Raw genomic sequence first — 26,697 nt, 5'->3', positions numbered from 1 at the left:
CTCACAAATGCACCGGTCGCACCGGAGATCCCCGACATAATACCAATTACCTGAATCGACGGCATCCGCTGCGTTCCCAAAGCGATCCCTTTGCGTTACTCGTCAGGGCATGAGTGGAGCCGTCGAAGCAGCCAGAACCATCCTCACCCGCCTTCACGAGGTGATGGCCTCGCGCAGTAATGCGCAGTCCAAGCTCAACAACGTGGTGGAAGTGATCGGAGAGAGCCTCGATAGTGAGGTCTGCTCGATCTACCTTCTGCGAGAGGGGATGCTGGAACTCTTCGCAACGCGCGGGCTTGCCCAGGAAGCCGTGCACGTCACACGCATGGCCGTGGGTGAGGGGCTTGTCGGCACGATCGCCGATCAGACCGGCACTCTCAACCTGGCCGAAGCCGCCGCGCACCCGGACTTTTCGTATCGCCCCGAAACGGGCGAGGACAAGTATCACTCCTTCGCCGGCGTGCCGATCGTGCGGCGCGAACGCGCGGTGGGTGTGCTGTGCGTCCAGCATGTCGAGCCACGCCGCTACGAAGAAGTCGAGATCGAAGCGCTGCAGACGGTCGCGATGGTTCTTTCCGAACTTATCACCAATGCCGATCTCATCGACGAGGAAGATGCGCGCGCGCTGAGCGCGGGTCAGACCGGGCCGGTGCAACTGAATGGGCTCACGCTGGTCAAGGGCCTCGCGCTCGGCGTGGCGGTCTACCATCAGCCGCGCGTCACGATCGAGCATATCGTTGCCGAGGACACCGAAGCCGAGCGGCAGCGTGTCATCACCGCTTTCGACCGCATGCGCGAACAGATCGACCGCATGGCCGGACAGGCCGAATTCGGTGTCGGGGGCGAGCACGAGGAGGTACTCGAGACCTACCGCATGTTCGCCTACGACGAAGGCTGGACACGCCGCATCAACGAGGCGATCGACAGCGGTCTCACCGCCGAAGCCGCGATCGAGCGGGTGCAGCAGCGTACCCGCATGCGCATGCGCCAGATCGACGATCCCCTGCTGGCAGACCGCATGCACGATCTGGAGGATCTGGCGAACCGGCTGCTGCGCATCGTTTCGGGCCAGATCGGCACGGCGGCCTCGATGGGCCTGCGCAACGATGCGATCCTGATCGCGCGTAACCTCGGTCCTGCTGAACTCCTCGAATACGACCGGCGGCGGCTCAAGGGCGTTGTCCTTGAGGAAGGCTCGCTCACCAGCCACGTCGTCATTGTCGCGCGTGCCATGGGCGTGCCGGTGCTGGGCCGCGTGCGCGGCCTGCGCGGCGTCGTGCGCGAAGGCGACCAGATCCTGCTTGATGCCGATCAGGCCACCGCCATCGTGCGTCCCTCGCCCGGCTCGCTGGAGGCGTTCGACGCCCGATTTGCCAGGAGCCGTGAACGTCAGGCTGTTTATGCCGGTCTGCGCGACGTGCAGGCGACCACGCGCGACGGCGCCCGGATCAACGTGATGATCAACGCCGGGCTGCGCGACGATGTCGCCAACCTCAACCTCACCGGCGCCGATGGCATTGGTCTGTTCCGCACCGAGTTCCAGTTCCTCGTCTCTGCCACGCTGCCCCAGCGCGAGAAGCAGACCCGCCTCTACCGGGATGTCATGGACGCCGCCGGAGAGCGTGCCGTCGTGTTCCGCACGGTCGATATCGGCGGCGACAAGACGCTGCCCTACCTTCGTCACGACGACGGCGAGGGTGAGGAGAACCCGGCGATGGGCTGGCGCGCGCTGCGCGTTGCGCTCGAACGCGACGGTCTGCTCAAGGTTCAGGCCCGCGCGCTGCTCGAGGCTGCCGCAGGCCGCAAGCTCAACGTCATGTTTCCGATGGTCGCGGAGCCGTGGGAGTTCGACGCTGCCAAGGCCGTGTTCGAAGGCCAGCTTGCCTATCTGCGCCAGCGCAAGAAAGTGCTGCCGGACGCGATCCGTTACGGCGTGATGCTCGAAGTGCCGGCGCTGGCCGAACAGCTCGACCTGCTGGCGCCGAAGATTTCGTTCCTCTCGATCGGCACTAACGACCTCACCCAGTTCCTGTTCGCCGCCGACCGTTCCAACCCCAAGCTGGCGGAACGTTACGACTGGCTCAGCCCGGCGATCCTCAGGTTCCTGAAGCGGGTGGTAGGCACTCTTGCCGGCACGAAGGTGGACATCAGCGTCTGTGGTGAAATGGGCGGGCGCCGTCTGGAAGCGCTGGCGCTGCTGGGGCTGGGTATCCGGCGCCTGTCGATCACCCCGGCAGCGGTCGGCCCGATCAAGGAACTGGTTGGCAAGGTGGACCTGGCCGAGATCACCGCCGCCATGGATGGCTGGATGGCCGCACCGCCCGCCGACCTGCGTGCCGAGATGGTCGCCTGGGCGGCACAGCGCGATATTCATGTCGACTGAGGGAGCAGTTGGAGCGGGCCTGTCCAAGGCCGGTTGTAGAGGGCAGGTTCGCTAGTTGTTCTCCTGAAATCGCGCAAAGTGCAGTTTTGGCCTCATAATTTTCAAGCGATTGACGGTGCGCTGATTGACTTTGCCTCGTCAGACGGTTTGGTTAGTTACGGGTCAGGTCGCATTTACCACACCCTTCTGGAGCAGAATGGAAAACGTCGAATCCCAAGGTCATGCGCGAGAGTCGCAGAGCGCCGGAGCCCAGCTTCGCGCGGCGCGTGAAGCTGCCGGCCTCAGCCGTGCCGACATCGCCTCGCAGACCAAGGTCGCCGAACGTCATCTCTTCGCCATCGAGGAGGACCGGCTGGGCGATCTCGCCGCGCGCACTTACGCGGTAGGCTTCGCGCGTGCCTATGCCCGCGCCGTCGGCCTCGACGAAAAAGTGATCGCGGCGAAGATCCGCGAACAGCTTGAAGCCGAGATGCCCGAGCGGCACGAAACTGTCCCCATCTTCGAACCGGGCGATCCCGCGCGCGTGCCCACCCGGCGTCTCGCCTGGGTTGCCGCAGCGGGCGTGCTGGTTGCGGTCGTGGTCCTCCTGGTGTTCTGGAGCAGCTTCCTTTCGCCGCAGGGCGCGCTGCCCGATCTCATCGCCGACAAGCCGGCGCAAACCGCTGCGCCGGTAGCGTCCGCCCCGCCTCCTCCGCCGCTCGCGCCCACGAACGGCCCGGTGGTTTTGACGGCGACAGGCGATAAGGTTTGGCTCAAGGTTACGGATGGCACTGGGGCGCAGGTACTGCAGAAGGAACTCGCCAAGGGTGAGAGCTGGACCGCGCCGGCAGGCGTTGCCGGGCTGAAGCTGCGCACCGGCCGCCCCGATGCCTTGCAGATTTCGGTCGGCGGCAAGGCGCTGCCGCCGCTTTCGGACAAGCCGCAGTTGGTGACGGGCGTTTCGCTTGTCGCGGCAGACCTGCTTGCCCGCGCCAATCCGGCTACCGCGCCTGTTGCGGTGCCTGCACCGGCGGCAACCGGCACCGGTCAGCCGGGGGCAGCGCCTGCGCCGATTTCCACGGTTTCCAACTAGCACTGCCTCGACAGGCGGGGGCTGTTTCAGGCAACACGCCCGGACCAGTCCACTGGTTAATTCCCGGTTCCGCCGGCCGCTGCCATAGCTGCGGCTCGCGATTTTCCGGCACGGAGTTGATTTGGCGATGAAACGTACCTTTGGCGCAATGCGCACGACACGCTGGTTGGCGACGGCTGCGGCGGTGTCGATCCTCGCTGGCGGAGCGGCCCCTGCCTTCGCTCAGGATGCGAACACCAACGCGCGGCTGGGCAAGGTCGAGTCCGAAGTGCGCGCTCTGCAGCGCAAGGTCTTCCCGGGCGCGGACGGCAAGTTCTTCGAGCCCGAGATCACCTCGAAGCCGGCCCCTGTCACCGCCCCCGGCCAGCCCGCCAGCACGCCCGTCACCGATCTGCTCACACGGATGGACGCGGTGGAAGCGCAGATGGCGCAGCTGACCTCGCAGGTTGAACAGAACACTAACCGCATCGGCCAGCTCGAAGCCAGGCTCGCTGCAGGCGCGCCGGCGCCGCTGCCGATGGACGCAGCGCCGCCCGCATCGCAGAGCAATCTCAACGCGATGAGCGGCGGCGTTTCGGCGGCGCCCGTCACGCCCCGGCCCATCGCGGCGGCCCCAAGCGCGGCGCCCTCGCGTCCGGTCGCGGCGACGTCCTCGCGGATCGAGGCGGTGAAGGCCATCGTCAAGCCGCAGAGCGCCGACGCCGGCGACGACGAGTACAGCTACGGCTTCCGCCTCTGGGAAGCGAAGTTCTATCCCGAAGCGCAGCAGCAGCTGAAGATGTACCTCAGCAAGTACCCCAAGCACGTGCGCGCCAGCTGGGGCCGCAATCTGCTCGGCCGCGCCTATCTGGACGACAACAATCCGAGCGAGGCAGCCAAGTGGTTCCTCCAGAACTTCCAGGCCGACAAGCGCGGCGACCGTGCTTCCGACAGTCTGCTCTACCTTGCCGTCTCGATGAAGCAGCTCAAGGACACCAAGCGCGCCTGCATCGCGCTGGCCGAATTCAGCGAGACTTATGCGGCCGAGGCGGCTGGACGCCTGGGCGGTCTTTACAGCTCGACCCGCAGTGGACTGTCCTGCGCCTGACATGCCCATAGAGGAAGACGCCGCGGGCCGGTTTCGTGCCGGTCTGGCGGCGCTCTGGCCTGAGGGTGTGGACGAGGAGGGCGCTCGGCTGGGCCTTGCCGTGTCCGGTGGACCTGACAGCCTTGCCCTGTTGCTGCTGGCCCGGGCGGCGCTGCCCGGACGGGTCGAGGCGGCGACGGTGGATCACGGACTTCGTCCCGAAAGCGCGGCGGAAGCGGTGGAGGTGGCGCGGATCTGCGCCGGTCTTGGCGTTCCCCATGCCACGCTGACAGTCGAAGTTGCCCCCGGCAATGTCCAGGCCGAGGCCCGTACCGCGCGCTACGGTGCGCTGGCGGATTGGGCGGGACAGCGAGGCCTTGCCGCACTGGCGACCGGCCATCAGGCCGACGATCAGGCTGAAACCCTGTTGATGCGCCTCAACCGGGCCAGCGGCGTCGCGGGCCTTGCCGGCGCGCGCGCGCGTGGCACGGTGGCGGGCGCGGCCTTGCCGCTGCTGCGTCCGGTGCTGGCGTGGCGCCGCGCCGAACTTGGCGAAGTGGTGTGCAGCGCCGGGCTGGTCGCGGCGGAAGATCCCAGCAACGCCAACGACCGCTTCGACCGCGTGCGCATCCGCAAGGCGCTGGCCGATGCGGACTGGCTGGACGTTTCCGCCATTGCGCAGAGCGCGGCGCATATCGCAGAGGCCGATGCGGCGCTCGACTGGATGGCCGCGCTCGAATGGCGGTCCTGCGTGAAAAAGGAGCCGATGGGCCTCAAATACCGTCCGCAGGCTCCGCGCGCGGTGGTCTTGCGCGTTCTCGCGCGGATCGTGCGCGAGCTGGACGGTGAGGAGGCGCGGGGCGGCGCCATCGCCCGGTTGCTCGAAAGTCTTGTCTCAGGGCGGCCTGCCTCAATCGGCAATCTGGTGGCGCGGCCCAATGCGGGGGGCTGGAGCTTTGCGAAAGCCCCGGTCAGGGCGGTCCGGCGCGAGCGCTGAAGACTATCCGCCGACCAGACTGTCCCCCATGCCGACCTGCTTTCCCCGTGTGATGTAGACCTTGTCGCCTAGTTTGGTCGTCGAAAAGAGCTTTGCAGCGAAGTCGTTGGGCATGCCCACGCAGCCGTGGCTGGCATAGCCCAGCGCCACGTCGGATCCGTGCAGGGTGATCCCGTCATTGGTCAGACGCTGCATGTAAGGCATCGGCGCGCCGGTGTAGATGTTGGAGACGTGGTCCTTGTCCTTCTGGGTGATCGGGAAGACCCCCAGCGGGGTGGGTTTGTCATCGGTGCCGAGCAGGACGGCCGTCGCACCGATCTCGTAGCCCGAGCGGAACACAGACAGCACCCGCGCTTCGAGATCGACAGTGACGACGATCGGTCCGGCGGGCACGTTCTTGTCGTCCCAGTGCCATTCGCCGTACTTGATCGCGCCGCTGATCGGCAGGATGCGCTTGATGACGAAGGGCTCGTCCTTTCCGGGCGTGGGGGCAGGTCTGGCGGCGACGGGCGGGGGCGTCTTCCCACCTGCATCGGCCAGCCTGGCCTCGGCAAGCGAGGCCGGTTCAGGCTTCTCGGGCGACGCCGCGACGACGAGAACGCCGGCGATGGCGGCAAGGGCAACGAAGCCCGAAGCGAGGAGGATGCGCGCGTCCAAGTGAGATTCTTCCGTTCCTGTCTGGCGACACTCTCTGGCAGGTCGGCCTTATCATCGCGTAAATGACGGTAAAGTGCCAGCAGGCGGTGCCGCGCCGATCGGGCCTTCAGCGCTTGGCGATGCCTTCGCGCAGGATCGAGTTGGCCAGTTCCGCCACTTCTTCCGCGCCCGCGTCCTCGGACCAGACCGCATAGCGCAGCCCCAGGAACACGTTCATGCCCATGATCGCCCAGGCATGGGCCTCGCCCAGATCTTCGCGCAGCTCGCCCTTGCGGATGCCTTCGGCGAGACGTTCGTGGATGCGGCGTGCGGTATTGCGATAGTGCAGGCGGAAGCTGTCCGGGTCGACGAATTCGCACTCGTCGATGATTCGGTAGATTTCCTTGTGCTCGCTGGCGAAGCGGAGGAACCCGGCGAGCGAGGCGCGTTCGGTCTCCAGCGCGGGCAGGTCCTGCTGGCGGGCACTGAGCGCGGCCTCGCGGACTTTACCGCTGAGGTCATCGACCAGCGCGCGGAAAATCTCGTCCTTGGAATTGAAGTACGTGTAGAAACTGCCCAGCGCCGTACCTGCGCGCCGGGTGATGCCGGTGATCGAGGCTTCGTGGAAACCGCGCTCACCAAATTCGATCGCCGCCGCGTCGAGCAGCTTGCGCAACGTGCGCCGACCCCGTTCGGTGCGGGGTGCCTTGTCGGCCTGGGCCTTGTCGGCCGGGCCATTGTCAGCCGGTGGCGTCGGTGTGGTCACGACGACACAGCTAGACCGGAGTTTCGAGCTTGGCAAATATTCAAAGTTGAAACTTGGTTCAACTATCAATATGCACGACCTCAACAATAAGCGACCATGGGAGAGTATACGATGCGCAAGGCGCGTTTCCTCGCGATTTCCTCGAGCGTGCTAGGTCTGTGCGGCGGGCTGGGTGTGACTTCGCCGGTGCTGGCGCAAGAAGCCCCGGCGAGGGCGGAATCAGCTTCCGAAGCATCTGGAGGTGACATCATCGTAACCGCACGCCGCCGCGAGGAACGCCTGGTCGACGTACCTATCGCGGTCACCAGCTTCAGCGGTGAACAACTCGCGAAATCCGGCGCGATCGACATCACCGAGATCGCCAATTCGGCGCCCAACGTCACGCTGGAACCTTCGCGCGGCACCAATTCCACGCTGTCGGCCTTCATTCGCGGCGTCGGCCAGCAGGACCCGGTTTCGGGCTTCGAACAGGGCGTCGGCATCTATCTCGACGATGTCTATCTCAACCGCCCGCAGGCCGCGGTGCTCGATATCTACGATGTCGAGCGGATCGAAGTGCTGCGTGGGCCGCAGGGCACGCTCTATGGGCGCAACACCATCGGCGGAGCGGTCAAGTATGTGACCAGGCAACTGCCGCAGGATTTCTCGCTCAAGGTGAAGGGCACTTACGGCACTTACGACCAGGCCGATCTCATCGTCACCGCCTCGGCTCCGGTAAGCGACCTCATCCGGATTGGTGGGTCGGCGGCGCGCCTGTCGCGCGGCGGCTTCGGCAAGAACCTCACCACCGGCGAGGACAACTACAACAAGGATATCTGGGCTGGCCGCGCCAGCGTCGATATCGGCGGCTACGGCGAGCCGGTGCTGATCCGCATCTCGGGCGATTACACCAAGGACAAGTCCAACTCGCGCGGCGGCCACCGCCTGATTCCGGGCTATGCCTCTGGCGCGCCGGTGCTGAAGGACGTGTTCGACACCCGCGGGGGCCTCAACGACCCCAAGCAGGAGGTCGAGGCTTACGGTTTCGCGATCAATGCCACAGCCGAGCTGGCGGACAGCCTGACGTTCCGCTCGATCAGTTCCTGGCGCAAGGACAGCAGTGCCTCGCCGATCGATTTCGACGCGCTGCCCGCCGTCGACCTCGACGTGCCGGCCTTTTACCGCAACGAGCAGACCAGCCAGGAATTCCAGTTCCTCTACGACGACGGCATGGTGCAGGGCCTGATCGGCGCCTACTATCTGTCGGGCAAGGCGGACACGCAGTTCGACACGCGCCTGTTCACTGCGGTCAATGGCCTCACCGCGTTCACTCAGGCAAATGTCGATACGGAGACTTTCGCGATCTTCGGCGACTTCACTTTCGATTTCACCCAGCAGCTCAGCCTGTCGGTCGGCGGTCGCTATACCTGGGACGAGCGCCGCGCGCAGATATTGCGGCAGAACTATCTTGGCGGCGGATCGCCGGTATTCGGCGGGGCGGGCTTGCCGCTGGGCGCGCCGAGCACCGACTTTTCTGGCAAGGCGACCTTCAAGAAGTTCACCCCGCGCGCGTCGATCAGCTTCAAGCCTACGCCTGACCACAATATCTACGCCAGCTTCAGCCAGGGCTTCAAGGGCGGCGGCTTCGATCCGCGCGGCGTCGGAGTCAACGCACCTGCAGCCACGCCGGGCATGCCCACCGATGCGGAAGTGACCGACTACCTCAGCTTCAAGCCGGAGACGGTCGACAGCTACGAGATCGGCTACAAGGCGAACCTGTTCGGAGGCGGTCTCTACATCGCGGCGGCGGCGTTCCAGATGGACTACAGGGATGTGCAGATCCCCGGTTCTGCGGGCTGTACAGTGGGCGGTATCCCGACTTTCTGCGGGATCATCACCAATGCCGGCAAAGCCCGCTTCCGTGGTTTCGAGCTGGAAGCCAATGCCCGGTTAGCGCAGGATATGATGGCGGCGGGCGATCGCCTGAGCCTTTCCGGCTCGCTTGGCTACATCAATGCCAAGTACAAGGAATATATCGCCAATATCGGCGGCGTTCCCACTGATGTCGCTGCCAATCGCGACGTTCAGAACACCCCCAGGTGGACCACGAGCGCGACGCTGGCCTATACTGCGCCGGTCGGCGAGGGTGACGTGTCTTTCAGCACGACCTACTCGTATCGCAGCAAGACCCACCAGTTCGAAATCCCCAACCCCTACCTCGACCAGAAGGGCTACGGGCTTCTCGATGCCAGCCTGGTCTACTCCGCACCGGGCGGGCGCTGGACGCTGGGCGTGCACGGCAAGAACCTGTTCGACAAGCAGTACAAGACTTCGGGCTATACGTTCCTTGCCGCCAACCCGGTCACGGGCGAACTGCTGACGGCACCCAGCGGACGGTTCATCCCCACGCTCGGCACCGAGGGTACGCTGACGGCCTTCTACGGCAACCCGCGCCAGGTCTTCGCGACCGCGACGCTGGCGTTCTGACGGGCATGCCGGGCCGTCACGGCCCGGCATGCCTGCGCCTGAAAGGAAACCTTGCGACATGGACTACCGCGTCCACCGCTATCGCAGCGCCTGCGGGCGTCTCGACCTTGCCGCGCGCGACTATGCGGCCCAAAATCCAGCCGGGGGCCAGCAGGCTCCCGTGCTGCTGATGATGCACGGCCTGACCCGAAACAGCGCCGATTTTGAGCCACTCGCGGCGCGGCTGGCCGGGCGCTACCGGATGATCGTGCCCGACCAGCGCGGGCGGGGGCTGTCTCAGTGGGACCCGGACCCGGCGCAGTACCGCCCGGACGTTTATGCGCAGGACATGCTGGCGCTGCTGGACGACCTTGGCATTGTGCGCGCCGGGCTAATCGGCACCTCGATGGGCGGGCTCATGGCGATGGTGATGAACGCGCTGCGGCCCGGCCTCGCGCAGGCGGCGATCTTTAACGACATCGGCCCGGTGCTCGATCCTGCCGGGCTTGCACGGATACAGAGCTATGTCGGTCCTTCGGGTGCGATGGCGGACTGGAGCGAGGCTGCCGCCCGTACCCGAGCGATCAACGCTTCGGCCTTTCCCGATTACGGTAGCGCGGACTGGGCGGCGTTCGCCCGCCGCGTTGCCCGCGAGAACGCCGACGGCTCGGTCTCCTTCGCCTATGATCCGGCGATTGCGCAAAGTGTTGCGGGAGATGATCCGCAAACCGTGCCGCCCGACCTCTGGCCCCTGTGGGACTTGCTGGATGAAGTGCCGGTGCTGGTCGTGCGCGGCGCGCTTTCGGACCTGCTGAGCGCCGCGACCGCGCAGGAGATGGCGCGCCGCCACGCGGGCGCCTATGCGGGCGTGGAAGTGCCGCGCGTCGGCCATGCCCCGATACTCGACGAGCCGGCGGCGCTGGCGGAAATCGAGGTCTTCCTCAAGGAGCACGTGACCTGACATGAGCGACATCGCTGCGCCCCATCAGCCTGCCGAGGCATCCGACCAGCCCGCGGCCGCGCCCGTGGAACGCGGTCAGGCCTCGCCCAATCTCGTGCTGGGGATGCTGCTCCTCGTCTACATCTTCAATTTCGTCGACCGGCAGATCCTCTCGATTCTGGCTGCGCCGATCCAGGCCGATCTCGGCCTCGACGATGCCGAGTTGGGAATGCTGGGCGGTCTCGCCTTCGCGATCCTCTATTCGACGCTGGGGGTGCCGCTGGCCTGGCTGGCCGACCGCACAAGCCGTTCATGGGTCATCACCGGCTCGCTGGTGGTGTGGAGCCTCTTCACTTCGGCTTGTGCGCTGGCGCAGGGGTTCTGGCACATCTTCATCGCGCGCGTGGGCGTGGGCGTCGGCGAGGCGGGGGGCGTGGCGCCGAGCTATGCCGTGATCGGCGATCATTTTCCCAGCCACCGCCGTGCTTTCGCGCTTTCGGTCTATTCGCTGGGCATCCCGCTGGGCTCTGCGATGGGCGTACTGGCGGGGGGCTACGTGGCGCAGGCTGTGGACTGGCGCACGGCCTTCCTTGTCGTCGGCTTCGCGGGCATCCTCATTGCCCCGCTGTTCAAGCTGGTGGTGCGTGATCGGCGGCCGCCTTCGCCAGCGGCCTCGGAGGCGCCCGCGATCCGCTTCGGCGAAGTGGCGGCGACACTGGCAGGCAAGCGGGCGTTCTGGATGCTCGCTTTCGGTGCGGCATCCAGCTCGATGCTCGGCTATGGCCTGATGTTCTGGCTACCCAGCCTGCTCCAGCGCAGCTTCGGGCTCGATCTTGTACATACCTCGTGGTTCATCGGCGCGGTGCTGTTGCTGGGTGGCTGCGTGGGCGTACTGGCGGGCGGAATGCTGGCCGACCGGCTGGGGAGGGGCGACCGTGCGTGGTACGGCCGGGTGCCGGCTATCGCATTCGTCTGCGCGGTGCCGCTGTTCGCCGGGGGTATCTCAACATCCAGCGTGCCGCTCGCGTTCCTGCTGTTTCTGCTACCCCAGGCGCTCGCCTATTTCTGGCTCGGCCCGGTGACGAGCGCGGTGCAGCACCTTGTGGAGCCGCCCGCGCGCGCGACTGCATCGGCGCTGTTCCTGCTCATCAATAACCTGATCGGCCTTGGCGGCGGGATCTATGCGCTTGGCGCGCTGTCCAAGGCCCTGACGCCGATTTGGGGGAGCGAGTCGCTGCGCTACTCGATGCTCTTCGCGCTGGGGCTCTACCTCGTGGCCGCCGCGCTCATGGCGCTGGCCGGTCCCGCGCTGCGCCGGGAATGGGTGCCGGAGAAGTGATCGGGCCCGGGATGGAAGGGGCTTCCCTGACGCTGACGGCGGCGCTCTGCGCGCTGGCGTCGCTGAACTTCGCAACGTTCGTCGCCTTCGCCATCGATAAGGCGCACGCCAGGGCGCGCCGCCGCCGGATCGCGGAATCGACGCTGCTCTGGCTCGCGTTCGCGGGCGGCAGCCCCGGCGCTTACGCCGGGCGCCGCGTCTTTCGCCACAAGACACGCAAGCAGCCCTTCGTAGGGCGCCTCCACACCATCGCGGCCCTGCAGGTGGCAGCGCTCGGAGTGGCAGCGTACCTCCTGCTGGGCTAGTTCGTCAGACCAGCCAACTGCCGGGATTTGGCATGGGCACCTGTTTCTGCGCGTTGAGAATGCTCATCACGCAGCGCACGATGACAAGCACCGAAACCACCGGCAGGATCACGAAACCGATAAGCGCCACCATCAGCACAAAACCCAGCACCATGCCGATCAGGAAGATCCAGAAGGTGCGAATCGCATATTCGTAATGGGATACTTCCCACTCCGCCTTGGGTTCACCGCGCCAGACATAGGCGAGCACCACGCCGACAATCCCGGTCACGCCGGTGATGTAGGAGGCGAGGTAAAGCAGGTTGATGATCGTCGGATTGTTGAACGCGAACCCGGCGGCGGGGGCCGAACCGGCTGGCCTGTCAGCGGGCTTGGGGTCGAACTCGGTCATTGCTGTCCTCCTGCCGGCGCGCGGGCCGGGGTTCCCGATGGCGGGATGCTGCCCGGTTTGCCCCGCCGAGGCAAGGATGTCCGGCCTTCCTCGAACTTGGCCCCGAACTTGCCCGCAGACCTCCTCGGGCATCTCGTCAGGCCCCTGTTTAGGACGAATGGCGTCATCACGGGCAAAACCAAGGCTGGCGCCGCGCGGCGCGTATGGTTAGAGGACTGGCCCTATGAGCGATAGCAGCGATACCGTTTCCTTCGGCTACGAAGAAGTCCGTCCCGAGGAGAAGGAAGAGCGCGTGGGCGCAGTCTTCTCCGCCGTCGCGCGCAAGTACGACATCATGAACGACGCCATGTCCGCGGGCATGCACCGGGTCTGGAAGGACAAGTTCGTGCGCCGGGTGAAGCCGCGCAGCCATGAACAGATCCTCGACATGGCCGGCGGCACCGGCGACATCGCCTTCCGCATGGAAGAGGCAGGTGCGCGCATCACCGTCTCCGACATCAATCAGGACATGCTTGACGTCGGCATCGAACGCGCGATGGAGCGCGGCATCGATACCCTCGTCTGGTCGCGCCAGAACGCCGAGGAATTGAGCTTCGACGACCGTTCGTTCGATGCCTATACGATCGCCTTCGGCATCCGTAACGTTACCCACATCGACAAGGCCCTGGCCGAGGCGCACCGGGTGCTGAACTACGGCGGGCGCTTCTTCTGCCTGGAATTCTCGACCACCGAATGGCCGGGCTTCAAGGAAGTCTACGATGCCTATTCGCACAAGCTGGTGCCCAAGATCGGCCAGATGATCGCAGGCGACGCCGATTCGTATCGCTATCTGATCGAATCGATCCGCCGCTTCCCGCCGATGCCCGAATTCGAGGGCATGATCCGCAAGGCCGGTTTCCGGCACACCAAGGTCGAGCCGATCATGGGCGGCCTCGTCGCGATCCATTCGGGCTGGAAGGTCTGATCACGCGGTGACCGGTACTGTCACCCATCTCACGCGCCTGCTTCGGTGGGGCCGTATCCTTGCGCGTCACGGCGCGCTGCGCGGGATCGAGAACGACCGCAATGCGCCCGCGCCGGTCAAACGGCTGTGCCGGATCGCCCGCTTTGGCGCCCGTCAGCCACTGGAGCCCGACTATGCCGGCGCCTTCCAGGAAATCGGTCCGGCCGCGATCAAGCTTGGTCAGGCGCTGGCGACGCGTCCCGACCTCGTCGGGGAAATCCCGGCGCGCAATCTGCTGAGCCTGCAGGACAGCCTGCCGCCGGTCCCGTTCGCGGCTATCCGCAGCCAGATCGAAAGCACTTTCGGGCGACCGATCGAGACGATCTTCGCCTCGATCGAGGAAGAGCCGGTCGGCGCGGCCTCGATCGCCCAGGTTCACCGCGCAGTTACCCCGGACGGACGCGAAGTTGCGGTCAAGGTGCTGCGCCCGGGCATCCGCGAGCAGTTCTCCCGCGACGTCGAGACTTACGAATGGGCGGCTGCCCACCTTGAGGCTCTGGGCGGCGAAGCTGCTCGCCTGCGCCCGCGCGCAGTCATCGCCAATCTCAAGCGCTGGACCTTGCGCGAATTCGACCTGCGGCGCGAGGCGGCCTCTGCTTCCGAACTCGCCGATGCAATGAAGGGCATCGAGGATTACCGGGTTCCCGACATCGACTGGGACCGGACCAATGGCTCGGTCCTGACGCTCGAGTGGATCGACGGCGTCAAGATGAGCAATCTGGACGCCCTGCGCGAGGCCGGGCACGACTTGCCTGCGCTGGCCCGGCGGTTGGTCATAACCTTCCTGACCCAGGCGATCTCCTGCGGGTTCTTCCATGCCGACATGCACCAGGGCAACCTGTTCGTGCAGGGCGGCGTCGGTCAGCCGGAGCAGGGGGGGCACACCACGATCGTCGCGATCGACTTCGGCATCATGGGCCGGATCAACCGGCAGGCACGGCTCTGGCTTGCCGAAATCCTCTACGGGCTGACAACCGGCAATTACCGCCGCGTCGCCGAAATTCACTTCGAGGCGCAGTACGTCCCCAGCTATCACACCGTCGAGGAATTCGCGACGGCGCTGCGGGCAGTGGGCGAGCCGATGCGCGGCAAGTCGGTTTCGGAACTGTCGGTCGGACAGATGCTCGACGGGCTCTTCGCGATCACCCGCGATTTCGACATGGCGGTGCAGCCGCACCTGCTGCTGCTGCAAAAGACGATGGTCATGGTCGAGGGGCTGGCAACCGCGCTCGACCCGAAGATCAACATGTGGGACGTCTCCGGCCCCTTCGTGAAGGAGTGGATCCGCGACGAACTCGGTCCCGAGGCCGTGATCGTCGACCGCCTGCGCGCAGACGTCGACACCCTGCTGCGTCTGCCCGCGCTGGTACGCCGGATCGAAGAGAGCTTCCCCGCCAAGGGCGGCGCGCCCGAACAGGCGCCGCTGCCGGATATCGACATCATCTGGGCCAAAGGTTCGGGTCGTAAACGCGAAAGTAACCACTGGGGTGGCTATGCTCTGGCCGCAATCCTTGGGGGCACTGCGGCGTGGGCACTGACGTACTGGACACTTCTGAGCTGAACGGCGCGCATCCGCCCGCGCAGACGGGCGGGCGTTTCGCCGACTGGTCGCCGCTTCTGGCTCGGGTGGTCCTTGCCGTGCTGCTGGTGGTCGTCATCGCCTCGATGATCGTGCCCACTAACAAGCCGGGCAACCGCTCGCCCTGGCTTGGTCCGGTGGAGGGGCCAGTGGATACCGGCGGCAAGGCCGTCGATACCCCGGACAAGCCCTACGACGAGGATATCGCGCTGTACGAAGTCGCGATCGAGCGCATCGCGACAGGCGAGAACTACTACGACTTCATCGTGCCGGAGCAGCGCGCCCGCGACTATCCGGTGAACCCGGGCATCGCCGTGCGTCTGCCGACGCTGGCCTATATCGATGCATGGCTCGGCAAGACCGGCCAGTTGCTGGCTGCCATCGCACTGATGCTGGCAATCATCGCGACATGGTGGAAGCGCTTCGGCGAAGAATCGGAGGACGGTGGCCGTCTGCGCCGGCTAGGTACGGCGCTCGTCTTCGTAGGTGCCTCCCTTGGCCTTAACCGGCACTATTTTCCCCTGCATGAACTCTGGGCCGGCGGGCTGATCGCGCTGTCCTTCGGCCTGCACCGCATCGGCAGGGGCGGGCAGGGTGGACGTTGGGGCGCGTCCTTTGCCGTGGCAGCGCTGGCGCTGGCGATCCGAGAACACACGCTGCCCTATGTCCTGCTCATGGCCGCTTTTGCGCTGTGGCAGCGCAACTGGCGCGAGAGTGCTGCATGGATCGCACTGATCCTTGTGTTCGGCGCCGCTCTCACCTGGCACCTTGAGATCATCGCCCGCGATGTCCTCGCCAGCGACCGCCACGGCCCGCCGTGGCTGGTGATGCGCGGGATGACCGGCTGGCTCGCCAATGTCGTGCAGTCGAGCAACTTGCGCTGGTTGCCGCATTTCCTGGCGGGCCCGGCGGTGATCCTGATGACCTTCGGCTGGCTGGGCTGGCGCAGCCGCTCGGGACTGTTCGGGTTTCTGCTCTGCGCGGGCTACGGCGCCGCCTTCATGATCGCGGGCCGGTGGGACAACTTTTACTGGGGCGCGATGATCGCGCCTGCCATGTTCGCTGGCATCGTCTTCGCTCCGCGCGCTATATCGCAGCTTGTCGCGGCGGCGCGGCTTCCCGGTTTGTCCAGGCTCCAGCCCGCAAACTGATTGCACCTCCTTGCCCGGTGCTGCAAAAGCCGGGGCATGAACGGACCCCGTATTCTGCTGGTCGTGGGCGGCGGCATCGCTGCCTACAAGTCCTGTGAACTCGTGCGCACCATCCGCAAGGAGGGTGGCTCAGTCACATGTGTGCTGACCGAGGGCGGCGCGAAATTCGTGACGCCCATGACGCTGGCCGCGCTCTCGGAAAACCCGGTCCACACCACCTTGTGGGATCTCAGGAACGAGGCCGAGATGGGCCACATCCAGCTCAGCCGCGAGGCCGATCTGGTGGTGGTCTGCCCGGCAACGGCGGACCTAATGGCCAAAATGGCTGCAGGCATTGCCGACGATCTGGCGACGACTCTGCTGCTGGCCACCGACAAGCCGGTCATGGCGATCCCGGCGATGAACGTGCGCATGTGGCAGCATGCGGCGACTACCCGCAACGTTCAGACCCTGCGCGCCTCCGGCGTCGATGTGATGGAGCCCGACGAAGGCCCGATGGCCTGCGGCGAGTTCGGTCCTGGCCGCCTACCCGAAGTGCAGATGATCTGGCAGCAGATTGCCTCGGCGCTCGGTCACGGTTCTTCGGTGATGGTTGCGCCGGAAGCCGAGCTTGGCAGCGTCACCGGTTCGATGATCCCGCGCGGCATACCGAACGCGAAAAAAGCCGTTGCTTTCGATGACCCCGCAGCGCTCGTCGCAGCCAAGGGCGAGGCGCGACCGGCGCCGGCCACCGATCCTGATGCCTTGGGCCATATCCTGACTGGCGGCGATGCGCCCCAGCCGTTCGATCCTCTCACCGGTCAGCCCGATTTCGATCGCGGCCTCGAACATCGCCCGCTTTATGGTCGCCACGTACTGGTCACTGCTGGTCCGACCCACGAGCCGATCGACCCGGTGCGTTACATCGCCAACCGCTCCTCGGGTAAACAGGGCTTCGCGATCGCCGCCGCCGCTGCCGAAGCCGGGGCGCGGGTGACATTGATCGCCGGCCCGGTCCATCTCCCGACGCCTCCCGGGGTCGAGCGGGTCGACGTCGAGAGCGCGCTGGAGATGGCCGGGGCGGTGGAGGCTGCCTTGCCCGCCGACATCGCCGTCATGGTCGCTGCCGTCGCCGACTGGCGCGTTGCACGCTCGGCCGAGCAGAAGCTCAAGAACAAGAACGGGGGCGCCCCCCCGGCCCTGGAGCTTACCGAAAACCCCGATATTCTCGCCACGCTTGCAAAGAGCGCCGGGCGTCCGCGTCTAGTGATTGGCTTTGCCGCCGAAACCCAGGACGTGATCCGCTATGCCCGGGAAAAGCGCGTGCGCAAGGGCGCCGACTGGATCATCGCGAACGACGTGTCGGGCGATGTCATGGGCGGCGATGCCAATACCGTTCACATCGTCACCGAAAGCGATGTGATTTCTCTTCCCGAAATGCCCAAGGAGGATGTCGCGCGCATCCTCGTCGAAAGGTTCGCAGATGCACTCCCCCGCTGAAGTCCCCGTCATGGTCAAGATCCTGCCCCATGGCGAGGGTCTGGACCTGCCTGCCTACGCCACAGAAGGCGCTGCCGGCATGGACGTGGTTTCGGCCGAGGAGGTCACCCTGGCCCCCGGCGCGCGCCATGCAGTGGCGACCGGGCTGTCGGTCGCGATCCCCGTCGGTTTCGAGATTCAGGTGCGTCCGCGCTCGGGCCTTGCGCTGAAGTACGGCATCTCCGTGCCGAATGCGCCGGGCACCGTCGATTCGGACTATCGCGGCGAGCTTAAGGTTATCCTCGTCAATCTCGGTGCCGAACCGTTCGAGATCGTGCGCGGCGACCGCGTGGCCCAACTGGTGCTGGCGCCGGTCACCCGTGCTTCCTGGCTCAAGGTCGAGGAACTGGATGCGACGACGCGCGGTGAAGGCGGCTTCGGCTCGACCGGCGGCGTGGTCGCACTGGGGAACTGAAGGTCAGCTAGCAAACACGCCAAGCCCCCAAAAGACAAGCAGCAGGGCTCCGACCAGTGGCACGCCAACGGACAGGCAGCCTTGCCAACCCCAGCGGCGCTGTATCTTGTCGGAGCCGATATCGCTCACGGCCTCCAGAGCACCTTCGAGGACGGCAGAGGCGATCTCATGGGGCACGGGGATGTTAGCCGCGCCCGTCGCGCTTGCTGTCGCGATTCCGCCGCGCTTTGCGCCATTTCAGGCCGTACCAGCCCGCGCCGCCCAGACCGCCGATCATCATCACGCCCTTGGCAAGCGTCTCGAAGGCGGCGCTGAGCGCGCCGATCGTGACGCCCCAGAAGAGCTGTGACAGGATCGCCATGAAATTGTGCATCGGTCAGGATAATCCGGGGTTGGGCGGAGGGTAATAGCGGGCTCGGGCCCACCCCCATAGCAAAAGGACGGGTCCGCAATATTTCAGCGGACCCGTCCTTTTTGTGACCCCCGTTCTTCGCAGGGGGAGCCTGTCAGCTCAGTCGCTCGCGATCACTTCTTCTCGGGCGCAACGGTGATACGTGCAGTCTCACCCGAGTTCCCCGGAAATCCGGTAAACATCGCCTCGACAAGATTGGGCACGAGATACTGCAGGCGATTGGAGGTCGACACGGCTTCCGACTTGCCTTCGAACAGGCGCTGGCCATCTGCGGCGCGGTCGATCTTCATGCTGATGCCGCTGGTATAAATGGTGTAGGACTGGACGCCGCCATTGTCGAAGAACGGGTCATAGAAGCCGTAGCGCCATGGGCCGCCGAAGCCGCCCCAACCGCCGAATCGGCTGCGACCGTAGAAACCACCAAAGCCGCCGTAACCGCCCCAGGGCCCCCAGTAGGAGTTGCCGATGGAGGTGGAACGAACACGCTCGCGTCCGCCGTCGACGCCGTAGTCGAAGCGCACGATGAGGGTCGCCTGGGCGGGGTCTTCGACGGGAGCGTAGCCCAGCTTGGCCATGCGATCACGCACGAGCGAGGCATATTGGGAGAATTCGAGCCCGCCGGAAAGCTTGGGGTCGTCGGCGACGATCGCGAAGCTTTGCCCGGCCGGTGCGGGAAGCTGCGACTGGAAGCGCGAGACGTCCGCCTTGAAAGGCGTGGCGCAGGCAGCGACGGCCATGAACAGCATAGCCGCTGCAACAAGCCGGAACTTGCCTAATTTCGATGGGGAATGGTGTGTCATCTTGTCTTTGCTCCACGTACCCGAAGAGCCCGTGACGCCCACTCCCGGCGCGGCCTTCGATTCCTTTTGATCCTGTCGTAAAATCAATGCCCTGAATAGCGGTTGAATGGAGTTGCCCATGCGATGGATTGTGGGTCCATTCACGGCGCGTCCACCCGGCAGCATCGACCGGACGACTTGATCGTATGGTTTCCATGTAGGAAGGTTGGAGGGCGATGACGAGTCCGATCCCCATTCTTTCCCTGCCGATTCTGTCCCTTCAATGCGGAAAGGTCGCTGCGTTTCGCGGCCCGGACGAGCCTAGCGCCATCGCCAAGCGCCCGGTCGCGGGCCCGGTCAGAGTGCATCGCCTCGGTCTCGAAGGCGATGCCCAGGCCGACCTTTCTGTTCACGGCGGGCCGGACAAGGCGATCCACCACTATCCCCATGACCATTACGCCTTCTGGCGGGGAGCGATCGGCGACCATCCGCTGCTGGGCGATTACGGCGCTTTCGGCGAAAATATCTCGACTGCCGGGCTCACCGAAGAGGCTGTGTGCATCGGCGATCGCTGGCGGCTGGGCAGTGCGCTTGTCGAGGTGAGCCAGGGGCGCCAGCCGTGCTGGAAACTCGACCACCGCTTTGACGGCGCGCGGGTCAACGCGGCCTGCATCAAGTCTCGCCGCCCCGGCTGGTATTACCGCGTGATCGAGGAAGGCGCCGTCGCTGCCGGCGATGCGATGGAGCTTGTCGAGCGCCCGTTCCCCGCGTGGAGCGTGCTGCGGGTCTTCGGCCTGCTCATCGCCGGCGACCACAAGGTCGACCGCGCAGGCCTCGAAGCGCTGGTCGAAGTCACCGCTCTGGCCGAGCCGTGGGTGCGCCGCAGGGCGAAGCTGCTGGGCGCGCCGGGCTGAAAACTGCAATTCCGGCCGGGCGGCCCTCGGTTGCAAAGCGCGCAAGTTGATGAAAGACATGCGGCTGAGCATGTTGATGAAGGCCGAACTGGCCTGAAATATCCCACGTTGTAAAGAGCCTGCGCGATTGTGGCAGGTATTGACGATGTAGGAAATGCCGGATCAGGCGGGGCGGGAGCTTCCCGGGAAGCCCCCGCCGCAGGGACTAGCCGCGAATGAGGCCCAGCGCGTCGTAGGCCTTGTTCAGCGTCGGGATGGCCAGCGCGCGGGCCTTTTCAGCGCCCTTGCGCAGGATCGCGTCGAGCGCGGTGCTGTCCTCGCGAAGCTCCACGAAGCGGCTGTTGATCGGCGCCAGCTTTTCGACCAGCAAGTCGGCCAGCGCCGGCTTGAACTTGCCGAAGCCTTCGCCGCCGAAGTCTGCCAGCACGCCGTCCACGGTGGTCCCGGACATGACTGCGTAGATCGAGACGAGGTTCTTCGCTTCCGCACGGCCTTCCAGCCCTGCCTTCTCCGACGGAAGGGGCTCAGGGTCGGTCTTGGCCTTCTTGACCTTCTGCAGGATGGTGTCGGCGCTGTCGGTCATGTTGATGCGGCTCATCTCGGACGGGTCCGATTTGCTCATCTTCGCGGTGCCTTCGCGAAGCGACATGATCCGCGCCGCCTCGGGCGGGATGAAAGGCTCGGGCAGGGTGAAGACGGGGATGATCTCGCCGTTTTCGTCCCTGGACGCGAAGTCGTTGTTGAACTTCTGCGCCACGTCGCGGGCCAGTTCGAGGTGCTGCTTCTGGTCTTCGCCCACGGGGACGTGGGTGGACTGGTAGAGCAGCACGTCGGCGGCCTGCAGCACCGGGTAGGTGAACAGGGCGACGCTGGCGCCCTCGCGGTTCTTGCCCGCCTTGTCCTTCCACTGGGTCATGCGGTTCAGCCAGCCCATGCGCGCGGTGCCGTTCAGCAGCCACTGCAGTTCGGCATGCTGCGGAACCTGCGCCTGGTTGAACAGGATCGAGCGATCGGGGTCGATGCCGCAGGCGACGAGGGCCGCGACCATCTCGCGCGTGTTGGCGGCAAGGTCGGCCGGAACATGCGGCATCGAGATCGCATGGAGGTCGGCAAGAAAGTAGAGGCACTGTCCGCCTTCGGCGCCGACCTGGTCCTGCATCGCCACCCAGTTGCGGATCGCGCCCAGGTAGTTGCCGAGGTGCAGGTTGCCGGTAGGCTGAATGCCGGAGAGGATACGCATGGAAATTCCCGTTTGCCGATGGGTCAGGTGTCGAAAGATCAGGCGCCGTGAGCTTAAGCCGGGCGTCGTCGCCGCAGCAGCCTGAGGTCGTCGCGGGTGAAGGCACCCGAAACCACCGTGGCGAGCCCATAGACGAGGCAGCCCGAGGACACCAGTACTGCCAGCGCCAGACCGCGCACCAGCCAGGTGCCGTGGACGTAAGGCATGACGAGGCTCTGCCCGAACCACAGCGCTACGCCCATCGCTGCCGCTGCCAGCGCAAGGCGCGGTGCGCGGCGGCGCAGGCGGGCATCGAGCGTGAAATGGCCGCGCTTCACCAGCGCGAAATACAGCATGGCAACGTTGACCGTGGAGGCGATCGCGGTCGCCAGCGGCGGGCCCATATGCTGCAGCGGCACGATGAGGATGAGGTTGCCGACCAGGTTCACCGCCATCGAGATCATCGCATAGCGCACCGGGGTCCGCGTATCCTGCCGCGCATAGAAGCCCGGCGTCAGCACCTTGACGAGGATGTAGCTGGGCAGGCCGATCGAGAAGGCCGCCAGCGCCTGCGCGGTGAAGGTGACATCGGCGGCATCGAACTTGCCATAGCCGAACAGCGCGGCGGCGATCGGCCCGCCGCACACGATCAGCGCGGCGGCGGCGGGCAGGGTCAGCAGCAGCGCCAGTTCCAGCCCGCGGTTCTGCGTCTCCATCGCGGCGGCTTCCTGCCCGGAGCCGAGCTGGCGCGAGATCGTGGGTAGCAACACGGTGCCAAGTCCGATGCCGATGAGGCCCAGCGGCAGCTGGTTCAGCCGGTCGGCCATGTAAATATAGGTTACCGAGCCGTGGGGCAGCAGATAGGCCGCCAGCGCGGTCGAGATGACGAGGTTGATCTGCACCGCGCCCGCGCCTGCGGCGGCGGGCAGGATCAGTTTCAGCAATTGCTTCACGTCGGCGTTCCAGACCGGCAGGCGCAGGCGCATCGAAACGCCGTTGGCGCGGCAGGCCAGCACCAGCCAGGCAAGCTGCAGCGCGCCCGAAACCGATACGCCGATCGCCTGGTTGCGTGCGGTGATCAGCGGGTCGTCGGAATGGAAGCCCAGCAGCGCGACGATCAGCGTCAGGTTCAGCAGGATCGGCGCGGCAGCGTTGACCCAGAATTTCTGGAGCGAGTTGAGAATGCCGCCCAGCAGCGAAACTAGGCTGATGAGCATCAGGTAGGGGATGGTCATCCGGCTGAGCGTGACGGCAAAGGCGAACTGGTCGTGGCTGACGTCGTTGAAGCCGCCCGAAAGCATGAACGTCACCGGCCAGGCGAAGACTTCCAGCGCCACGGTCATGACGATCAGCACGGGCAGCAGCACCGACAGCGCCTGCTCGGCAAAGGTGATCCCGGCCGGCAGGCCCGGCCCTTCGGTATCGCCGACCTTCTTGTTGAACATCGGGATGAAGGCCGATGCAAAGGCGCCTTCCGCGAAGAGTGCGCGGAACATGTTGGGCAGCCGGAAAGCGATGAGGAAGGCGTCGGAAGCGAAGCCGGCGCCGACGTAGCGTGCGAACAGGCTGTCGCGGACGAGCCCCAGCACGCGGCTGGCCAGGGTCAGTCCGCCAACGCTGGCGAGGGCCTTTGCGAGATTCATCGGGCCAGATTCATGAGACGAGGTTCATAGGATCGCAGCCAACTCGTTCAAAGGCACCATCTCCCGTCCGTGTCCGGCTTGGCGGGGCACGAACGGATTGTCACGCCGTAAAGTCGAACCGCCCACCCTCCATTTGAGGAAGGGCGAGCGGTTGTTCGATCAGAAAGCGATGGCTCAGGCGTGTCCGGCAGGCTCACCCATGCCGGCTTCTACCGACTGGGCCTGCGACTGGAGCTGCTGCACGTAGAGACCGTTGAAATCGATCGGCTCAAGCATGAGCGGCGCAAAGCCGGCATCGCGCACGGCATCGGCGATCACGCGGCGGGCGAATGGGAACAGGATGCGCGGGGCTTCGGCGAACAGGAAGGCATGGGCCTGCTGTTCGTCGATGTTGCGCATGCCAACGAGCGCGCAGTAGCTCAGCTCGACGGCGAAGGCGGTGCCTGCCTCGTTGCGCGAGGCGCAGGTGATCTTCAGCTCGACCTCGTGGACTTCGCCCTCGATAGCGCGCGCGCCGATGTTGAACTGCACGTCGACCTGCGGCGCGTCCTGCCAGGAGAAGCTCTCCGGAGCGTTCGGATTCTCGACCGAGAGATCCTTGACGTACTGCGAGATGATGCCGGCCGCAGGAGCGGTGTCTTCGCCGTTACCCAGGTCCAGGTCGGAAATGATGTTGCCTTCGTCGGCCATCGCGGTGTCTTCCCAAATGAAATCTGATAATGAAATCCGAACGCGCGCCTAAAACATTTTGCGGGATCGTGGAACACCTGAGCTTGCGGAAAATTATAGTAGCGCGTCCCGGTAAGGTGCGATGCGTGTTGGCGAGCGGCTCGATCCGGCGGAAAAATGCCTCGAATGGCCTGCTCACGCGTTGTTCATTTGTAAAGTCTACCTATCTGGGGCTATGTTGGAGCGCTGAGGCTTATGCGGCCGGAGTCTCCCCACGGGGGCTTGATCCGCAACGGGCCGGAGCCACCGCCACCAGTTCCGAATGCCGTTTGCGGCATTCGACGGGCAGGTAATGCGGACAGAAGGAATGGATTTAGGGACGTGACACCGGAAATAGTGATCCTGGCCATGATCGCAGCCTTCCTTGGGCTGCGGCTTTATTCCGTGCTTGGCCGCCGCGCCGAGCATGAGGAAGAGCCGATCCAGGGGCGCTTCGAAGGTCGTCAGGGCCAGCCGGGCGCGCCGCGAGTGGCTGCGCCTACCCGCACCGAACAGCGCGGCGATGCCAAGGACGACGCCCGTGGCCGTTCGCAGCAGGTTCAGGGCCTTCGCGAAATGCCGCTGGCACCGCCGTCCGTTGAGCGCGGCCTTGCCGAAATCGCCCAGGCCGACCGCCGTTTCGATGCCGCCGCTTTCGTGGAAGGTGCCCGCAGCGCCTACCGCATGATTCTCGAAGCCTTCTGGAAGGGCGACAAGGCCGAACTGCGCCAGCTTTGCGACGAAGACGTCTATGCAGGCTTCGCAGCCGCCATCGATGCGCGCGTCGAAGCGGGTGAAACGCTCGATAATCGCCTCATTCGCATCGAGGAATGCAACTTCGTCGCCGCTGGCGTGGAAAGCGGCTATGCCCGCATCAGCCTGCGCTTCCGCGCCGACATCGCAGCAGTAACCCGCAGTGCCGACGGCGCAGTGATCGCCGGCTCGCTCGACGATGCGATCGAAACCATCGACGTCTGGACGTTTGGACGCGCGGTGAACTCGCCCGATCCCGACTGGCTGCTCGAAGAGACCGACGAAGGTTGATCCCCGCCTGAGCGGTGATATCCAGCAGTACCTGAAACGCCCCGTGCCCACAGGCGCGGGGCTTTGCTTTGTAAGAGAGTGCGACAGTGCGGCATGTGGACAATTCGGCCAGGCGGCCGGTTTCGAAAATGCCGGTTTTCAGGGGCGTTGCGCGCCTCGGCCTTAAAGGCCTGCTTGGCACCGGCCTGATCGCCGCGCTGGCTGCCTGCGGCGGCGTCATCCCCTCTACCGGCGGACCCGGCGTGACCCGGCCGCCGGTTCGGCCCGGTCCGGGCAGCACGTTGCCAGCGGCCCCGAACGCGCTGGCGCTCGGCGTCAAGGCGGGACGCGCCGTCTCGGCCTTGCCGATGGGCACAGCCGATGCGGCCGGCGCACTTGCCTCTTTCCGAGAGAGTTGCCCGCGCCTCACATCGCGCACCGATGGCAGCGGCCTGACCCGGCCCGACGACTGGCGCCAGGCCTGCACGGCCGCCGCGAACTGGGGGCCGGGGTCGCCTGCGGCGTTCTTCGTCAGCTATTTCGAGACAGCGCAGGTCGGCGATGGCAATGCCTATGCCACCGGCTATTACGAACCCGAGATCGCCGGTTCGCGAAAGGCCCTGCCGGGTTATCCCGCACCGGTCTACGCGATGCCGGCGGACCTCGTGCGTGCCCGGCCCGGCGATGCCGCGCCGCTCAACGACGGGCGCATGCCGCTTGGTCGCTACGGCCCCGGCGGTTCGTTCACTCCCTACTATGACCGCGCGCAGATCGATGCCGGGGCGCTTGCCGGCCAGGGCCTGGAGATTGCCTGGGCCGCCGATCCGGTCGAGTTCTTCTTCCTTCAGGTCCAGGGGTCGGGGCGGCTCGTTGCGCCTGACGGCACCGTTACGCGCATCGGCTATGCCGGACAGAACGGCCTGCCCTATACCGGCATCGGCGGCGTCATGCGTGACCGTGGCCTGATCGGTTCGGGGCCGGGGCAGTATTCCGGCTCGATGCAGGGCATCATGCAGTACCTTCGTGAGCGCCCTGCGGAAGGCCGCGCGCTGATGGAGCAGAACCGTTCGTGGGTCTTCTTCAAGATTCTCGACGGTGATGGACCGCTCGGCGCGCTGAACGTGCCGGTGCGCAGCGGTAATTCGGTAGCCGCCGATCCGCGCTTCGTGCCGCTGGGCGCCCCGGTCTGGCTCGACCTCGACCGACGCGAGGCGAATGGCATGTGGATCGCTCAGGACACCGGCGGCGCGATCAAGGGTGCCAACCGCTTCGACACCTTCTGGGGCGCGGGTGCGCAGGCGCGAACCACCGCCGGCGGCATGAGCGGGCGCGGCAGTGCGCTGATCTTCGTCCCAAAGGGAACGCTGGCGCGGCTCGGCGTGCGATGAGGCGTCCGGGGCGCCGCCTCACGGCCGAGGAAACCGAGATCTGGGCCCAAGTCGCGCGCACGGTGAAGCCGCTGGAAAAGCGCCGTCCGGCGCCTGCGGCAGCGACCGGCGAGGCGGCCGCCAAAGTACCCAATGCGGCGCCGCCCGCACCTCCGGCCAGGAAAGTCAAAGGCCGCGTCCCGCCGCCTCTGCCGCCCAAACCCGTCCCTGCAAAGCCGAAGGCCGAGGCCCAGGCCCATCTCGACGGTTCGTGGGACAAGCGTATCACCAAGGGCACGCTCATGCCCGATTTCAGTCTCGACCTGCACGGCGCCACGCTCGATCAGGCCTATATGCGCCTGATGCACGGCTTGACGCAGGCGCGGGCGATGGGCGCGCGCGTGGTGCTGATCGTCACCGGCAAGCCGCGCCCAGTCGATGCTGCGGACCGAGGCACCGCGCGCGGGGCGATTCGCGCGAAAGTCGGCGACTGGCTCTCGGCCAGCGATCACGCTTCGGACATCGTAGCGATTCGCGGCGCGCATCGCCGGCACGGCGGGCAGGGCGCCATCTATGTTGTACTGAAGAAGCGGCGGTGAGGTAGCGCCCGGAGGCGCCGCCTTTCA

Annotated in this window: 25 protein-coding genes; 17 read left to right on the top strand and 8 right to left on the bottom strand. The window is 65.8% G+C overall.

The annotated features are described in order from the left end of the window. Positions 1–109: 109 nt before the first annotated feature. The 4 genes from ptsP to tilS all read left to right on the top strand — a co-directional run bounded on the left by ptsP (position 110) and on the right by tilS (position 5,518). On the top strand, positions 110–2,383 hold the full coding sequence (gene ptsP / locus GVL61_RS04685) for a phosphoenolpyruvate--protein phosphotransferase (RefSeq protein ID WP_159977509.1): 2,274 nt from the start codon (positions 110–112) through the stop codon (positions 2,381–2,383). Between the two features lie 196 nt (positions 2,384–2,579). Then, positions 2,580–3,455 carry a helix-turn-helix domain-containing protein gene (locus tag GVL61_RS04680; protein WP_159977507.1) on the top strand — a complete coding sequence of 292 codons (876 nt, stop codon included), beginning with the start codon at positions 2,580–2,582 and terminating at the stop codon, positions 3,453–3,455. Positions 3,456–3,582: 127 nt separating this feature from the next. Beyond that, the gene (locus GVL61_RS04675; RefSeq protein WP_235037526.1) at positions 3,583–4,542 is read left to right on the top strand and encodes a tol-pal system YbgF family protein; all 960 of its coding nucleotides are present in this window, start codon (positions 3,583–3,585) and stop codon (positions 4,540–4,542) included. Between the two features lies 1 nt (position 4,543). Continuing rightward, a complete protein-coding gene (gene tilS, locus GVL61_RS04670) occupies positions 4,544–5,518 on the top strand; it encodes a tRNA lysidine(34) synthetase TilS (RefSeq protein ID WP_159977505.1) in 975 nt (324 codons plus the stop codon). Positions 5,519–5,521: 3 nt separating this feature from the next. On the opposite strand, the gene GVL61_RS04665 is transcribed toward tilS, so the two are convergent. Together GVL61_RS04665 and GVL61_RS04660 are read right to left on the bottom strand one after the other, a co-directional pair. Next, the gene (locus GVL61_RS04665) at positions 5,522–6,175 is read right to left on the bottom strand and encodes a L,D-transpeptidase family protein (RefSeq protein ID WP_159977503.1); all 654 of its coding nucleotides are present in this window, start codon (positions 6,173–6,175) and stop codon (positions 5,522–5,524) included. 106 nt (positions 6,176–6,281) lie between these two features. Then, positions 6,282–6,830 carry a TetR/AcrR family transcriptional regulator gene (locus GVL61_RS04660; RefSeq protein WP_159977883.1) on the bottom strand — a complete coding sequence of 183 codons (549 nt, stop codon included), beginning with the start codon at positions 6,828–6,830 and terminating at the stop codon, positions 6,282–6,284. A 201-nt stretch (positions 6,831–7,031) separates the two neighbouring features. Between GVL61_RS04660 and GVL61_RS04655 the strand changes: the two genes are divergently transcribed. From GVL61_RS04655 to GVL61_RS04640, 4 genes are all read left to right on the top strand, one after another. After that, positions 7,032–9,386 (top strand): TonB-dependent receptor, encoded by a 2,355-nt coding sequence (locus tag GVL61_RS04655; RefSeq protein ID WP_159977501.1) that lies wholly within the window; start codon positions 7,032–7,034, stop codon positions 9,384–9,386. Between the two features lie 58 nt (positions 9,387–9,444). Further along, positions 9,445–10,326 (top strand): alpha/beta fold hydrolase, encoded by an 882-nt coding sequence (locus GVL61_RS04650; protein WP_159977499.1) that lies wholly within the window; start codon positions 9,445–9,447, stop codon positions 10,324–10,326. A 103-nt stretch (positions 10,327–10,429) separates the two neighbouring features. Then, positions 10,430–11,644 carry an MFS transporter gene (locus tag GVL61_RS04645; protein WP_159977881.1) on the top strand — a complete coding sequence of 405 codons (1,215 nt, stop codon included), beginning with the start codon at positions 10,430–10,432 and terminating at the stop codon, positions 11,642–11,644. 11 nt (positions 11,645–11,655) lie between these two features. Beyond that, complete coding sequence (locus GVL61_RS04640; protein WP_159977497.1) at positions 11,656–11,949, top strand: DUF1294 domain-containing protein; 294 nt, start codon at positions 11,656–11,658, stop codon at positions 11,947–11,949. A 4-nt stretch (positions 11,950–11,953) separates the two neighbouring features. Here GVL61_RS04640 and GVL61_RS04635 read toward each other — a convergent pair whose 3' ends face one another. Further along, on the bottom strand, positions 11,954–12,340 hold the full coding sequence (locus GVL61_RS04635) for a hypothetical protein (RefSeq protein ID WP_159977495.1): 387 nt from the start codon (positions 12,338–12,340) through the stop codon (positions 11,954–11,956). A gap of 223 nt (positions 12,341–12,563) precedes the next feature. Here GVL61_RS04635 and GVL61_RS04630 point away from each other — a divergent pair, with 223 nt between their 5' ends. Genes GVL61_RS04630 through dut form a run of 5 tightly spaced genes read left to right on the top strand, consistent with a single transcriptional unit; the run spans position 12,564 to position 18,006 of the window. Continuing rightward, positions 12,564–13,304 carry a class I SAM-dependent methyltransferase gene (locus GVL61_RS04630; protein ID WP_159977493.1) on the top strand — a complete coding sequence of 247 codons (741 nt, stop codon included), beginning with the start codon at positions 12,564–12,566 and terminating at the stop codon, positions 13,302–13,304. A 7-nt stretch (positions 13,305–13,311) separates the two neighbouring features. Then, a complete protein-coding gene (gene ubiB, locus GVL61_RS04625; RefSeq protein ID WP_159977491.1) occupies positions 13,312–14,904 on the top strand; it encodes a 2-polyprenylphenol 6-hydroxylase in 1,593 nt (530 codons plus the stop codon). Beyond that, positions 14,871–16,073: a hypothetical protein gene (locus tag GVL61_RS04620; protein WP_200844666.1), complete on the top strand. Its 1,203-nt coding sequence runs from the start codon at positions 14,871–14,873 to the stop codon at positions 16,071–16,073. Before ubiB ends, GVL61_RS04620 begins: the two co-directional genes overlap by 34 nt. Before the next feature lie 36 nt (positions 16,074–16,109). Continuing rightward, positions 16,110–17,552, top strand: a complete 1,443-nt coding sequence (locus GVL61_RS04615; RefSeq protein WP_159977489.1) for a phosphopantothenate--cysteine ligase family flavoprotein — start codon at positions 16,110–16,112, stop codon at positions 17,550–17,552. After that, a complete protein-coding gene (gene dut, locus GVL61_RS04610; protein ID WP_159977487.1) occupies positions 17,536–18,006 on the top strand; it encodes a dUTP diphosphatase in 471 nt (156 codons plus the stop codon). Before GVL61_RS04615 ends, dut begins: the two co-directional genes overlap by 17 nt. 184 nt (positions 18,007–18,190) lie before the next feature. On the opposite strand, the gene GVL61_RS04605 is transcribed toward dut, so the two are convergent. Continuing rightward, the gene (locus GVL61_RS04605) at positions 18,191–18,367 is read right to left on the bottom strand and encodes a hypothetical protein (protein ID WP_235037525.1); all 177 of its coding nucleotides are present in this window, start codon (positions 18,365–18,367) and stop codon (positions 18,191–18,193) included. Between the two features lie 164 nt (positions 18,368–18,531). Then, entirely contained in the window at positions 18,532–19,218 is a 687-nt protein-coding gene (locus GVL61_RS04600) for a DUF4136 domain-containing protein (protein WP_159977483.1), read from the bottom strand. 215 nt (positions 19,219–19,433) lie between these two features. On the opposite strand from GVL61_RS04600, the gene GVL61_RS04595 reads away from it, so the two are divergent. Continuing rightward, positions 19,434–20,111 (top strand): MOSC domain-containing protein, encoded by a 678-nt coding sequence (locus tag GVL61_RS04595; protein ID WP_159977481.1) that lies wholly within the window; start codon positions 19,434–19,436, stop codon positions 20,109–20,111. A 205-nt stretch (positions 20,112–20,316) separates the two neighbouring features. Here the strand turns inward: GVL61_RS04595 and trpS are convergent, their stop codons facing one another. The 3 genes from trpS to secB form a co-directional block, all read right to left on the bottom strand. Then, positions 20,317–21,351, bottom strand: coding sequence for a tryptophan--tRNA ligase (gene trpS, locus GVL61_RS04590; RefSeq protein WP_159977479.1), 1,035 nt, complete (start codon positions 21,349–21,351; stop codon positions 20,317–20,319). A 53-nt stretch (positions 21,352–21,404) separates the two neighbouring features. Next, positions 21,405–22,973, bottom strand: a complete 1,569-nt coding sequence (murJ, locus tag GVL61_RS04585; protein ID WP_159977477.1) for a murein biosynthesis integral membrane protein MurJ — start codon at positions 22,971–22,973, stop codon at positions 21,405–21,407. Between the two features lie 174 nt (positions 22,974–23,147). Beyond that, positions 23,148–23,663, bottom strand: a complete 516-nt coding sequence (secB, locus tag GVL61_RS04580) for a protein-export chaperone SecB (RefSeq protein ID WP_043980624.1) — start codon at positions 23,661–23,663, stop codon at positions 23,148–23,150. A gap of 360 nt (positions 23,664–24,023) precedes the next feature. Between secB and GVL61_RS04575 the strand changes: the two genes are divergently transcribed. The 3 genes from GVL61_RS04575 (at position 24,024) to GVL61_RS04565 (ending at position 26,670) form a co-directional block, all read left to right on the top strand. Continuing rightward, positions 24,024–24,725 carry a Tim44/TimA family putative adaptor protein gene (locus GVL61_RS04575; protein WP_159977475.1) on the top strand — a complete coding sequence of 234 codons (702 nt, stop codon included), beginning with the start codon at positions 24,024–24,026 and terminating at the stop codon, positions 24,723–24,725. A 128-nt stretch (positions 24,726–24,853) separates the two neighbouring features. Further along, positions 24,854–26,092, top strand: coding sequence for a murein transglycosylase A (locus GVL61_RS04570; RefSeq protein WP_159977473.1), 1,239 nt, complete (start codon positions 24,854–24,856; stop codon positions 26,090–26,092). Beyond that, on the top strand, positions 26,089–26,670 hold the full coding sequence (locus GVL61_RS04565; RefSeq protein WP_159977471.1) for a Smr/MutS family protein: 582 nt from the start codon (positions 26,089–26,091) through the stop codon (positions 26,668–26,670). Before GVL61_RS04570 ends, GVL61_RS04565 begins: the two co-directional genes overlap by 4 nt. Positions 26,671–26,697: the final 27 nt, after the last annotated feature.

The organism is Novosphingobium sp. 18050, from assembly GCF_902706195.1.
GTDB lineage: Bacteria > Pseudomonadota > Alphaproteobacteria > Sphingomonadales > Sphingomonadaceae > Novosphingobium.
The sequence above is the reverse complement of the archived record's forward strand: the minus strand, read 5'-3'. Positions and strand labels throughout refer to the sequence as shown.